Raw genomic sequence first — 13,926 nt, forward strand, 5'->3', positions numbered from 1 at the left:
AATGCCGAGTCATACTCAGCATTTTGATTCAATATACATTGCGCACAGATATGCATTATATTTTAGGCAAATTTCGCAGTATCTTTCTGATCTTGCGTTACAGCATGGTTTTTCCAAGATGTAAACTGCTCTGTGGACTGATCAGAAAAATGCTGCAACTGTATCATTACATTGGCCTCAATCTGTTCAATACGTTCCAGTTGTTCAAGCTCGTTGGTCTTTTTCAGTTCTGAAAATTGCAACTGGATAAAGTTGATAACCTGATCCATCGTACATTGATTTACACTCACGGCATACATCAAACCATAGACAATCCCTTGTTGTAGATGTGTTGTCTCCAGTCCATATTTCACATTGTTCGCCAACGAGCCCAACACTCGTTCATTAATTGCAAGTTTACGTAAAGGATCTCGTGCCACACGCGCACATGGGTCTTTATACGCATGTTCACAAGAGTTTATAAAGCTTTCTGCCAGTCGTGTTAAATCAAAAGCACGATTAGGTAAGCATCGTGCTAAACCAGCCTGCACCTCGTCAATGAGTTCATGCATAAATTGATCAACACGATGATCTGCAAGTGCCACACCTATGGTTTGATGATTGAACAGTGCAGATTGCCAAGCCAACATGGCATGTACGCCATTCCATAAGCGATTTTTGATTAGCTGAATATCTTCAATATGATCGACCAAAATCATTTGACGCATTTTTTCTAACAAAGGACTGTTATTTTCTACATAGATCGGCATGTCAGATTCTGCGTTAAATAAAATTAAATCCATGCTTTGCAATATATGACTTGGGTGGAAATTTCGGCGCATATCCTCAACATATAAAGTGGCTTGACGTTCCTGATCAGGATTTAATTTCGTCGCATCTTCTAAGTCTAATTGAGCATTCACTTCAACTTCATCTAATTGAAATTGTTTGAAGATATTATATTTTATACGGAGCTGACGATATAAGTTTTGGTCACTTAACTTAGATACCATGCGGTTGACCACGGTATCGCAAAAATAGTGTTGTTGCATGATTTTCTCTGCAACAACCGCTCCAGCAAGCTCAGTTAAAGCCTGTTTTAAATGTGACATTAATAATTGTTTTGCTCCGACTTTGTTCAAAATGATCAGCATCGTTAGTGGTTCGATGGCTTTCTCATCATGTGCAATATGTCGTGCATACAGGCCTTGTGCAATGGTTTTGGCCTCTTCTGCAATCGCTTTTTCAGGCAAACAGATGGCAACCAAACTTGACTCTGTGTACATCTCTTGCATCTGCTGAATATTTTCAGCATCAATGACTGCCATGTTTTCAATGCGTTCGTCATAAGACAATTGACCATAGCGAATACAATAGGTACCAAATGCATTGACCGCAGAACGATATAAAGGGTTACGAGTCGATGCATAAATTTTTTTCGGGCGTGTATAACCATCCCAATGCGACAAAATTTGTGCTAAATAACCACCACCAATCGCCCCAAAACCATGAATACCAACAGTGAGCTGATTAAGGGTTTGTGGAAAAGCCTCTTGCACATGCGGCATCTCTAAATGCGCAATGAACGGGTCAAGTTCCGTCAAACAGTCATACATACATTCATAATAATATTTGGCTTTGGACAGCATGTTTTGATTGGGCGATTTAATATCTTTAAACAGTACGGTAATACCGCCAGCCTCAAAGGCCGAAGTCACACCATTTTCCGAGTCTTCAAACATCAAACAATCAGCAGGATTTAAATTCAGCTTTGCGGCAGCACGCATGAATATTTCAGGATGTGGCTTACCATTTTCAACTTCATCGCCACAGACTAAGACATCAAAGAACTTATACACATTGGCATTGATGAGATATTCTTCTGCGATTGCACGGCGACTCGATGTTGCCACGGCCATCCTCAGTCCTGACTTGCGTAAGCGTTCTAATACTTGAACCAAGCCTTTTTTGATCGGTACACCAAACTGACGAACATGCTCCAGCTCTAATTCATCTGCGCGTTTGCGAATATCTGCGTATGGAATGTTTTCATCATATTCGGCTTGGGCCAATCGATGCGCGCTTTGTGCACTTAGCCCCAAACAATTCATCAGATATGATTCGGAAAACTCAACACCGGTCAATTCAAGAGATGCCTGTTTCAATGTTTGAAACCGTAAACGTTCAGTATCAAACATTGTTCCATCCATATCAAAAATGGCGCCCAGAACCAAATCATTATTAAATTTAAGCATTTAACCTCCGTTATTTTTTATGTGAAAAGAATAACGGAGAAAACTATTGATTCAGTACTTTGAGAATTAATGAAACAATTGTGATTATTTTTTAATCAAAGTGCTTGCTTTAAACATCTATTTTGTAAGATCAATCACCGATCAAGTAACATCATGTAATCAAAACTCACGATTGTCAGGATGGTACGGTCTACACAGTGATCTATTGCTGTAAATATACAATTCACTGCAATTTCACTCAGTCACTCGCTTCACGGTTTGAGTTTTGGCTTGAAATAAAAAGAATACGATTAAACCAAGCATCACTAAAAATAAAAAATAATACGGAAATTCTTTGTGCCACTGGTATAAACCCGTACTAATCAGTGGCCCGACAACAAAGCTCAAAGCCTGAGTGGCTGTACACCAACTTGCCACCTTAGTCTGTAACGCACTGGGCGCCGTTTGCGCTGCACCCGTTGTAAATGCAGGGATTAAACATGCTACCGATATACCATATAAAAGATATGTAGCTTGAAATATCCGTAATTCAGTGGTGAAAACCGAAATCAGCAAGGCTGCTACCATGCTAAACAGCCCAACCCACAGTAAGCGATATACGGACCAATTTAAATACTTAGAAATCAGCGTTTGCATAACCACCAAAGCGATACCCACGACGAGAGAACACTCTGCAAAATGCACTGCACCTTCTGCAGCAGTCATATTAAAGCGGTCTTGAATATAAAACCCTGCCGTTAAATTTACAGTCACGATAGCAAGATAGAGACTGAATCCCAACATTAACCATGGATAGCATTGCTGAATGCTCAAAACCGTAGATGCTGCCTCATGCTTTTCAGTTACTGACTTTTCAATGCTATGCTGTTCTGTATGTCGGTCAAAGCTGAATACCAAGACCACAGAAATCAACGCTAAAATAATAATTGCAGCCCACAGTGGCGTCATAATTCCACCAAAGCCCAACAGTAAGGTTGTTAGAAATGGCCCTATGATTACGCCTGCACTGTTTAATGCACCAAATTTTGACATCGCTTGTGAACGCTGCTGCTCATTGTTAAAACGAGTCATCACATAAGTTTGCAAGGCAATCTGTGGCATCGCCATAAATACCCCAGTGGCTGCGCGTGACAACATTAATAAACTAAACAGCAACAACATCCCTATCTGAACAGAAAGGCCATACATCAACACTGCAGTAAATAGCCCCCATGTCACAGCCATGCCCACAAAACCGATACTCAAGAGTTGATAAATCGAAAACTTGGATTGATTTTTTGAAATGTAAATGGCACCAACAGCCATCAGCAGCGCACCGACGGAAACCATCGCACCGCCTTGTAGTTCAGAAAGTTTTAACTCACGAACCAATGGCGCCAACAGCGGCAATATCATCGAGAAACTTGCACCATTGGCAAGACTGGCAGCAATAAACAGTTTGTTATTTCGATCCATTATTTTTGTTATCCATTTTTAATGGCTACGTTATAAACAATAGAGGTGACTTAAGCCACCTCTATTTTGTAAGTCACGATACCGTGCTTTAAACCCGATTCAGGATTTAAATCAGTATTTCACTGTATAACTTAAACCGTAGGTACGACCTTGAGCAGCTAGACTAGAAATTGGGCCATAGACAGTTTCAACAGACTGACTGTATACCGACTTATAATCCGTATTCCACACGTTGTAGACACCAAAGCCCACATTACCCGGTCCTACTTTTGCATTGGCAATAACGTCCATCGTTGCAAAGCCTTTAATTGCAGCTGCTGGAGCAGATCCATATTTCACAGCGTCTTTTTGGGCTTTGTCAGTACCGCCAATCGCTAAAGCTTGAACACGTAGGCTCATGTCATTATCAAATTGCCACTCTGAAAATGCTGTACCTTTTAAAGGTGCTACACGAATGGCATCCAATTCTTGCCAATCACCTTGGGTATTTTTAAATTGGCCCGTGGTATATGCAACTGTGCCTCCAACCGTCCAATTCGGTTGAACTTCATAACTGGCATTGGCTTCGACACCATAGATACGTTCATCGGTATCAATAACATCAATGGTGTAATTCGGCGCACCGAATTTCAGGCTCTTGTCTGAGTCATTATAAAAAGCCGTCACACCGGCATTTAAACCACCGGCATTTTGTACACGCCAACCGAGCTCATAGTTATTGACTTTAATCGGGTCAATGGTTTGGCTATTAATCACAGAATTTGCTGGCACATCACGCAGCATACGTTGCACATCGGGCAAGTTTGAACCTTGTGAGAAATTGGCAAACACTTGCTGTGCATCTGTTAAGTGATACACCGCGCCAACATTAAACAGCGTTGCATCATGTTTTACTTTGCCGCCATTCAGTGTTTTCGCCACATAGCCTGGGGTTAAATCTGCAGTAATGGCTTCCATATAAGGCACAGATGAATCGACATCACTCTCTACCCGCTCATGGCGAATGCCGGCTTGTAAGCCAAGACGGTCGGTTAATTCATATTGCGCTTGGGCAAATACGCCAAGTTTTTCTGTTTCAACATCTGGGCCAAAGGCATAGTAGTTAAACGGCTGATAACTCAGACCATTACTTTGAATAAATGTAGCACTGTCATACATTTGGATATTTTGTTGATCTTTTTCATTTTCATAGTCCACACCATAGGTTAGCCCCAGTTCACGACCATTTAAGTTAAGATCTTTTTGTAGTGCAACACGTGCGCCTAAAACATCGATATCGGTTTCTGACTGATACACCAAGAAGAGTTCAGGTGCCATTTGACGTGCAGATGGGAACCACCGTGCTTTTTCATTTCGATAATAGGTTTCAGCATTTAGACGGTGGCCTAAAATATCTTGATTTTCATATTGTGCGTTGACGCTATAACGTTCAGTTTGTGGTTGTTCGGCAAGTTGTAAGCCTTTTACCGCATTTAAAGACAACGGCAGCTTTCTACCCACGGGCTGTGAGCGCAGCGCATTTAAATTTGGACCATAGTCTGGACCATAGTCACTATCTTGCTCATCATTATAATATTGCGCACCGAAACTCAGCGTTTGACCATCGGCAATTTTCCAACTGACACGACCATTTAGATCTAAAGTGTCGGTATCTTGACGGTCTGTTTGCGCAATCTCAGGCCCAATACGATTGCCATGACTATCTTGTATTTCACCACGTTTGGTATAGCTTGCACCTAAAGTTCCGCGTAAATTGCCTTGATTAAAATTCATGGTTTGTGCAGCTTCATAAGCCAGCGCATCAGACTTAAAGTTATTACCAGAAGTGACACCGACTTTTGTTTCAAAACTCAGCGGCTCTGATCCACCTCGTTTGGTGATGATATTGATAATACCGCCTGTTGCACCTGAACCATAAATACTACTTGCACCTGAGACCACTTCAATTCGTTCAATCATCGACGGGCTAATACTTGCCAGTTGTCGAGATCCATCACGATATCCCGTTTGCGGCACACCATCGATCATGTATTGCACCACACGTCCACGCATGGTCATCCCATAGTTAGACGTTGTACCACTCGATGGAGTCAGTGATGGCACCAATAAACCGACAATATCGGCTGTGCTTTTACCTGCATTGGCTTGTTTTTCAATTTCTTCTTTAGGAATGCTGTACACCGTACCCGCAATATCGGCAATGCTTTTCGCAGAACGGGTTGCCGTCACAACAATCGGTGCCATTTTAGTAGCTTCTGTAGTTTGTGTTTCAACTGCTGTATTTTGTGCAGTGTCTGTCGTGACGTCTTGCGCATAAAGCTGAGTGCAAATTGCTAAGCTGAGACAAGTCAGTTGCATCGGTAGAGCTAAACGTTTCATATTCTTTTCCATTTCTTAGAGTTCCGATTGAGTCGGAAGAGTTTGAGTTTTTAAATTTTGTGTTTTTAAAACAATGCGTTGACTAAGTAAGACACTGATTACTGAGCCGATTGCCAATACCAAGTAAAAATGTCCATAGCCTAATGATTTTGCGAGAAAACCTGAAAATGCGCCGCCAATGAAGTACACAAGCAATTCAAAGCAAACTAATATAGTGAAATCGGTACCCGCCTGTTCTTTAGAACTGGTCTGCATGAAATAAGCATAGAGTGATGTCATGGCGATATAACGAATGGCTAGCATCAACACGACAAATACACCTAAAAGCAGATGCCATTGATTCAACCATCCCAATACAACGGCTGCCCCAATGACGGCATATAGCAATGTACGTAACCATCCTGCCCAGACCAACAATTGCGTCGCTTTGATTTTTTTCAGCAATACAGCTGCACTAACAGCTGCAATCAGGCCGACACCGGCACCGACCACAGACATCAACACCCCGATCTGAGACAGTGACCATTTTTGATCGATCAACATGGGATTCAGCATTGCCATAGCGGGTGCTTCCACCACGCGATAACAAACAATGAGCAGCAAGGCCCAACGAATCTCAGGTCGTTTAAACGCTTGTCGTAGGCTTGGTTTGGCTTTGGCAAGTTGAGTTTCTGGTTCTTCTTGAATAAAAAACACCGCAAACATGGTTACAAATGTCAGCAGCGCTAAAGTTGTGAGCGCGGACTGCCAACCCCAATATTGGTAAATCCATAAAGTCGCAGCGCCACCGAGCATACTACCGACGGCCACCCCAATACTTTGTGCCATACTGCCCAGACGGTAATTGCCTTCGGTAAATTTCTCTACCGTATAACCATCAATCGCAATATCTTGCGTTGCCGCAAACGTTGAAATCCATAAACCAACGATGACAAATAAAGTCAGCCCATAAGAAAACTGCGTAAAGGCTAAAACCAGTACCCCCAGTACCAATGCGATTTGCGTAAACAACAACCATGTTTTACGTTTACCGAGTTTTTTGACATAGAGCTGATCGATCCAAGGCGCCCAAAAAAACTTGAATGCCCATGGAATATAAAGCAGCGATAACATGCCGATCCAGCGTAAATCTACCCCTTGATGTCGTAAAATGGCAGGCAAAGCCACATTGTAAAAATACAAAGGCAATGCATGTGCTAAGTACAAAATGATCACGACGCTCAAACTCAGGACTGAAATTTGAGATGGTGAAATTGCATGATTTAATTTTCTTGAGTGTTGTTGCATATCCACCTCTGCACTGCCCATTGCAGCGCATCAGACTGTTCTAATGAAACGTAATAAGGCACACGCCACGCTGCATGCAGCGCGGGTGTATTTAAACGTTTGAAGTCGTCTGGATCTTGCGCAATACGCACCAGACCCAAACAATATTGAAAAAAGAGATGTTTAAACTTCTTGTACCAAACGGCCTGTATTTGCCGATATTCTTCAGGAAATGTCGTTCCCTCAGCCGTTTGCATTACCAAAACAAAGGGCTGACTCTTTAAAAAAAAGCGCTCAACTTGAGTCAACCATTGTTCAAACTCTTCCATTGAAACATGCGCTGAAAAGCGCATGTCCAGTATGTGCATGTGGGTGCAGCTGTAACTCATGACACCGCCTTAGCTAGTTGCTGATGCTGAAATGCCTTGGAGTCTTTTAAGTAATGACCGAATTTTGCATAAAAAGTTTCTCTAAAGCAGTAATACAACATGGCAGTCTTTTCAGGCATTGGGATTAGGCGCTGCGCTTCATAGCACATGTCTTCAACCACAACGGCATAAGGCTTCACACTATGATCAGGTTCTCCCACAATCTTGGCTGATGCGGCATTTTCAAAGATATAAAAACTCAATAAACGCATGACGGGACGTAAATAGCCTTTACCAAAAACGGACTTTTCACCAAATAACAAATGCCAACCTAGATCTAGCTCGTCACCGTCGTAGTACAAACCTAATCGATCCCGTTTTCCCTCGTAAATCTCTGTGTAGCCCACATCTTTACCGTTTACCCCTACGATCAAAATTCGGTGATGATCATCTGCCAGCATTTTTTCGTAATACACTTTTAGTTCAGTTTCTGACTTATTGAGTTGCCACTGTGGAATCACATGCGGTTCATGCATCCATTTATGAACCAAAGCCATATCTTCTGGATATTGCATTTGTCGTAAGTAGTATTGCGTCTCATTCTCATAGTATTCATAAAAATCAGGTAGTTGTCGTGATAACGTTGTCATGATCTCGTCCTTTAAGTTTATTTAATCTTTTCTGTTCTTAGCTCAAAAATCTGCTTATGACGCAATACGGTTGGTTGTCGTTTTCTGTTCGGCGGTATGCTGTTGTTTCGCCCACTGATTTAAAGTGCTTGGACTCACAGGATTTGCAATTGGATCTAAAAATACAGGTACTGGTCGTTCTGCTTCGTCGTTATAACTGGTGGTAAACAGCCGAACGCGGTTCAGACAAATTTTCTCGAAATTTGGACGGAACATACTGAATTTTTCAATACGATCTGCCAATTCAGGATGTGCTTGATGAAATTCGTCGATCACGCTGGAGATGGTTTGCCAAAACTCAAGTTCTGTATGCTCTGGATAATCTTCAAGGAAGACATTACAGATATAGCGGTAATGCACCATGAATAAACCTGTAAAGATAAAGTGACTAAGTTCTTCAGCAGGATGGCGCAGTAAAATTTGCGCTTCGGGTGGTAAATTTTCGAGTTCTGGAAAATCTTCATCAACTAAATTGACATCATCAATAAAGTCCTTCAGCACCATTTTTTTCGGTAAGCCATTTTCATGGATCAACATGGTGTTTTCACCGTGCGGAGAAAAAGCTAAACCATATTTGTATAAGCAAATCAGTAGTGGTGTTACGCAGACTTCAGCAAAACGCTTCAGCCATTGCAAAGGCGTCAAACCTGAAGCCTGAATCAACACATATAAAATAGACTGACCATTTAGATCTCGATGTAACAATGCGGCTTGGGAAAGTGCCATCTCATGTTCACCAATACATGGCTCTACACTTTCACGCCATAAGCACCCAAACAATTCTTTAAATTGGTAAGGCGCACCGTCTATCTGATCAAAACACGGCTGTTGTAATGTGAGACTTGCAACTTCGCCTAAAAATGCTACCTGTGTTTTTTGCAGGTCTACATCTTGACGTTGTAAGTCCTTCAGCCAAGCGGTCACCGCAGGTGCAGCCAAATTTCGTTTTGAAGGCAAACCTCGATAGACCGCCGTATTAAAGATACTGACAGGTAACTTCACATAATGACGTTCAGGATGACTGGTATTGCATAAAGTACGAATGGATTGCATTGGCACATAATCATCTTGTCCAATGTCCAGCTCTACAATGCGCTGATCGACGATTTCATTGGCATAGGTCGGGATTAACCACTGATGCCACTGCCATGCATGTACAGGAATAAAGTAATACTCAGCAGCATCTAAGGCTTTGTCCGCTAATTGCTGTTGAAAATCATGTAATTGTCCTGAGTCTAATTCATGGCGATATAAGCTTTGCGCATCCCAAGCCTCGGTAGAACGAAACTTAGCTAAATCACGATGAACAGCTAACCACAGAACTTTAACCGTTGGAGAAATCTCTGGTGCTGAGCTTAAATAATCATCATAGCCAAAGCCCATACGGCCTTTACTCATAATAAGCCATGGGTGTCCACGTAACATGCCTTCAATTTGATAGTGTGGCGCTGACAAGACAGCATGACTCAGCAATCGCTGTTCATCAAAAACATGGGCTTCTGCTAACCATGTATTGTTCATTTCTTTAATCAAATAGGCCTTGGTAAATGGTTTCACCTCAGCTTGATTTGAAAAGGCACGAATAAATTCATGCAGATTCCATGCAGGATGTTCTGTCGATTCACTTAATTCGCGAACGCTCCCTTCAACAATACGCCAATGCCCAAGCAGAAACTGTGTCGCTTCAAATTGATAGGTTTTGTCATCCAGTTTAAGTTGCCAAGTGTTATTTTCCACTGGCTGAATCTGAATAATTTCTTCATATAAAAATTCAGCAATCGCCATTTCAATCAGTCTTTGCCCTGCACGGCGCCACTGCGTTTGATTTATCTGTAATTTTGCAAATGTCATTATAATTTCTCGAGTTTAACCGTATTCTGTTCTTGCTTATTCGGCATGGTCGTATTGCGGTTCATTGCATAGTTGGCAATGGTTTTTTTTACGGATAAAGGTCTTTGGATATTGGTTGGCGCTGATTTTTTCACAACACCCATACTGTGCATTTCAGTATTTTCACTGGGTGAAAAATGTTGGAAACTTTGTGCTTGATCGCCTAAATCGTATAAGTCAAAACCCAATAATTGATTGGCAATGATCGCTGCACGGTGAGCACCCAAGCCTAAATCAGGAGTCCCGACACCGTGACTGTGCATTTCCTGATTTTGAACAAAAATTCCACCGACAGCGTCATGCTGTGCGCGGTAGTCCTCACTAATTTTCCAGCGACCGAATTCATCACATTGAATCAGTGGTTTTAGATATTTGAGATATTGCCACTCTGGACTGTGATATCCCGTTGAAGCCACGACAAAGTCCGCATCCAGATAGAATTGTTCTGCCGTGACTTTATGCTGAAACTGCAAACGGATGCCCGCACCATGAGGCTCGGCATCGACCAAACCCACCTGAGCATGTAAATGCGTCTGTTGAATATTTTGACCAATGCTCCGGTGATATAGTTTTTGGTAAATATCACGGATGGTTTTTGCACTGATGCCCTTATATAACAAACCTTGTTGTTTCAGTTGTTTGGCTTTATTTTCAGGGCTCAGTTGATAAAAATGCGCAGTATAATCCGGACTAAAATGCTCTAAACCAAGCGGCGCATATTCCATCGGGAAAAACCCATTAGAACGGGTCAGCCAATGCAATTTAAACTGCGCTGTTGTGGTTTGATCCTGCAAATATTGACGATCAAACAGATCCATAAAAACTTCGGCCGAAGACTGGCCTGATCCCAGTACAACCACATTCCCTTTCAAGTGATTTAACGCTGCATTGCAATAATTTGCAGAATGTAAGCAGCGCTCCGGATATTGCTGTTGTATGTCTTTTAGACACTGTGGTAAATGCGGAACATTACCCGAACCAATGACCAAATTTCGGCATTGATAACGTCTAAAACGTCCATCTTGCTCAACCATGACTTCAAAGCCTTGCTCTTGGGCATAAATGGCTTTTACGGTTGATTGATATTGAATATGCTCTAGTTGGTCTGCAACCCATTGACAATAATGGTTATATTCACGTCTAGGAATCTGAGCTTGTTCTAAAAAATAGAATTTATATAAACGCTGCTGCGCCTTTAAGTAATTTAAAAAACTAAAAGGACTGGTTGGATCGACCATGGAAACCAGATCGGCCATAAACGGCACTTGCAGTACTGTATTGGGCAATTGCATACCCGCATGCCAGTCGAACTGTGGTTTCTTTTCAAAAAATTGATACTGCAAATGATTTTGCTTATGTAGCAAACTCGCCAAACTAAGGTTAAATGGCCCTAAGCCTATCCCAATAAAATCAAGCATATTGCACATCCTTCTGTTCCACACATAAAGGATTTGGCAACTGTACATAAACCGATTGCTGATGGACTGGAGCAATCAATTCATCCAGCTCATACAAGCGCGTCAACAGATTACCTTTATACGGTAAGGTTGGCTGATACAGTAATGAATGAATCAATGAACTTTCTGGATAAGCCTGATGCAAGGCCAACAGTTCATTTTGCAATATCGATATCAACACTTGTTCTGTGACATATCCAGTTGCACCAATTGCATTGATAATGCCGAATAAAGTATTACCAAAGAAATAATAGCTAAAGCGCTCATCGACAAAGGCTTTGGAACCCACGGCTTGCGCTTTTTCTTGCAACTCTGGAAATGCGCTTAAGACCTCACCTGCAAGTTCTTCGATATAGTAAAAGCCTTGATTGTCACGCAGCCATAGATATTTAGGCATTGCATTTTCAAGCTCAAGTAAGACATTTTGCTGATGTGATTCAAAGGCCATTCCGTATTGATGGTACAAATACATTAATTGTTTTAGACTGATAGCTAAGAATTGTTTAAACCAATTGATCGCAATGGCGCTTTGATCAAGTTCAGGTTGTTGTTTTTCGATTTGTTCAAATAAGGCATTAAAACGGCTTTTCGGCTGTGCAGGATGCTCTTGGCACAATGACGCAATACAACTCACCTGCTGCTTTTCACTGAAAGGCTGATCACGGAAGATGCAAATAGTTTCTTCGACGATTTCATCATCTATGCTCAATGCCATCCACGCAGGGTCATTCACCGCTTTGAGCGTTGGGCATTGTTGTAAAATACGTTCACCGAGACTTGAATGCCAAAGTCGATGGGTCATTTCACCACGGTGGCATTCTTTGGCAAGGTTGACTCGGATTGAATTGGTGATCATTACAGATAGTGATGGTTTTAACATCCACGGCGCTGCAAAACTTGCCATAGTCCGTACCGAAGTTGTTGGTGAAAATGTCCAACCTTTCTCGCCAAAATCGATAATTTTTAATTTGGTTTTTAAACTTTTAAACCATGCTTTTGACTGTAAATAACGTGCTTGCCAAGGATGCAAAGGCAATAACTTATAATGCGAATAAGCATTCAGTAGTGCTTGATCTGTTTCTGATAAATGCCATTGCAATTCGCTTTTCAATTGCGCTGATACTGATTGATCTAAAGCTGAACCTTCTTGAATATATTCTGGAGCCACCAACCAATAATGCAGTTGGCTGAGACCTTTGGCTTCTGGCGAATACCTTTCCCAATCTTCATGCACAAAACCGACCCGACTTTTCGGTGCAGGATGCATGCTGTGCCCTAAAATTAAAGCTTGTTCCGATTCAATGAAACTTTGTTCCGCTTGGACCAAAGCCTCAAAATCATGTTCACGTAGTGTCAAAAATTGAATAAGCGCTTCACGACTTTCGATCCAACGCTCTAATAATGATGAAGCATCCAGTGTATGACCTGACTCTTGTACGAGCTGTTCAAGTAATAAACTCGCTATCGCGGTGATACTAAATGATTGTTTCTGTCCTTTATTAAAAACGTATGGGAGATCTGCAAGACGATGTCTACCAACAAGGCTGACATAAGATAGTGGTACAAATAACTGTGATTGTATGCAATCTAAAGGGATGCATAACAACGTCAAGCCTTGGCTAAACGTCAATTGTGATGAATTCTGTTGATACTTTTCCAGTAAAATACCTTTACCGGTTTCTTGTGAGTATGCATTGACAAGATGCTGCATCGCCAAGCGATTTGCAAGCTCTTTCATCTGACCATATCCTCTATTTTTAAGCTTTTTCAAGCTTTGTCATGTAATTATGTTTCTTTAACTGTGCAAGTAATGCTTAGTACACTGGCCAGCGTGAAACAATGTTAATGATAATCATTATTATTAATAATTGCATTTTTGTGAAGATTTGCTACAGGATTGCAAATTTGGTCTTATGTCTATGTATTTAAAAATTAATTTTTTTGATATGAACTTTTCTGTTTTTACTTATACAATTTTCTGAAATGGAACTAAATGATAATTTTCTCATTTAGCATAGAACAAATAAATCATGTTGCTTATTTTTTAGCCGTATTATCACATTGTGCAATTTAAACTAAAAAACCCCATGTCTATTACATGGGTTTTTATATTCTGCATCCAACCGAGCTTTTTTTTTTAAATCAAGGTACAAAATGTGCAGTTAAATTTTAATCATTGAAGACTTTA

At 41.2% G+C, this 13,926-nt stretch carries 9 protein-coding genes; all 9 read right to left on the bottom strand.

From position 1 onward, the window contains the following. Positions 1 to 62: 62 nt before the first annotated feature. Positions 63 to 2,234, bottom strand: a complete 2,172-nt coding sequence (gene mtlD, locus FTU80_RS10960) for a bifunctional mannitol-1-phosphate dehydrogenase/phosphatase (RefSeq protein ID WP_180085059.1) — start codon at positions 2,232 to 2,234, stop codon at positions 63 to 65. A 234-nt stretch (positions 2,235 to 2,468) separates the two neighbouring features. Next, a complete protein-coding gene (locus FTU80_RS10965) occupies positions 2,469 to 3,689 on the bottom strand; it encodes an MFS transporter (protein WP_180085060.1) in 1,221 nt (406 codons plus the stop codon). A gap of 111 nt (positions 3,690 to 3,800) precedes the next feature. Then, positions 3,801 to 6,068, bottom strand: coding sequence for a TonB-dependent receptor (locus tag FTU80_RS10970; protein WP_180085061.1), 2,268 nt, complete (start codon positions 6,066 to 6,068; stop codon positions 3,801 to 3,803). A gap of 15 nt (positions 6,069 to 6,083) precedes the next feature. After that, positions 6,084 to 7,355: an MFS transporter gene (locus tag FTU80_RS10975; protein WP_257221495.1), complete on the bottom strand. Its 1,272-nt coding sequence runs from the start codon at positions 7,353 to 7,355 to the stop codon at positions 6,084 to 6,086. Continuing rightward, the gene (locus tag FTU80_RS10980; RefSeq protein ID WP_180085063.1) at positions 7,331 to 7,723 is read right to left on the bottom strand and encodes a hypothetical protein; all 393 of its coding nucleotides are present in this window, start codon (positions 7,721 to 7,723) and stop codon (positions 7,331 to 7,333) included. Before FTU80_RS10980 ends, FTU80_RS10975 begins: the two co-directional genes overlap by 25 nt. Continuing rightward, a complete protein-coding gene (locus tag FTU80_RS10985) occupies positions 7,720 to 8,352 on the bottom strand; it encodes a GNAT family N-acetyltransferase (RefSeq protein ID WP_180023596.1) in 633 nt (210 codons plus the stop codon). The genes FTU80_RS10980 and FTU80_RS10985 overlap by 4 nt, the downstream gene beginning before the upstream one ends. 54 nt (positions 8,353 to 8,406) lie before the next feature. Beyond that, complete coding sequence (locus tag FTU80_RS10990; protein WP_180085064.1) at positions 8,407 to 10,242, bottom strand: IucA/IucC family siderophore biosynthesis protein; 1,836 nt, start codon at positions 10,240 to 10,242, stop codon at positions 8,407 to 8,409. Continuing rightward, the gene (locus FTU80_RS10995; RefSeq protein ID WP_180085065.1) at positions 10,242 to 11,699 is read right to left on the bottom strand and encodes a lysine N(6)-hydroxylase/L-ornithine N(5)-oxygenase family protein; all 1,458 of its coding nucleotides are present in this window, start codon (positions 11,697 to 11,699) and stop codon (positions 10,242 to 10,244) included. The genes FTU80_RS10990 and FTU80_RS10995 overlap by 1 nt, the downstream gene beginning before the upstream one ends. Further along, a complete protein-coding gene (locus FTU80_RS11000; RefSeq protein ID WP_180085066.1) occupies positions 11,692 to 13,476 on the bottom strand; it encodes an IucA/IucC family siderophore biosynthesis protein in 1,785 nt (594 codons plus the stop codon). The genes FTU80_RS10995 and FTU80_RS11000 overlap by 8 nt, the downstream gene beginning before the upstream one ends. Positions 13,477 to 13,926 lie beyond the last annotated feature (450 nt).

This window comes from Acinetobacter sp. YH12145 (assembly GCF_013418335.1).
Classification (GTDB): Bacteria; Pseudomonadota; Gammaproteobacteria; order Pseudomonadales; family Moraxellaceae; genus Acinetobacter; species Acinetobacter amyesii.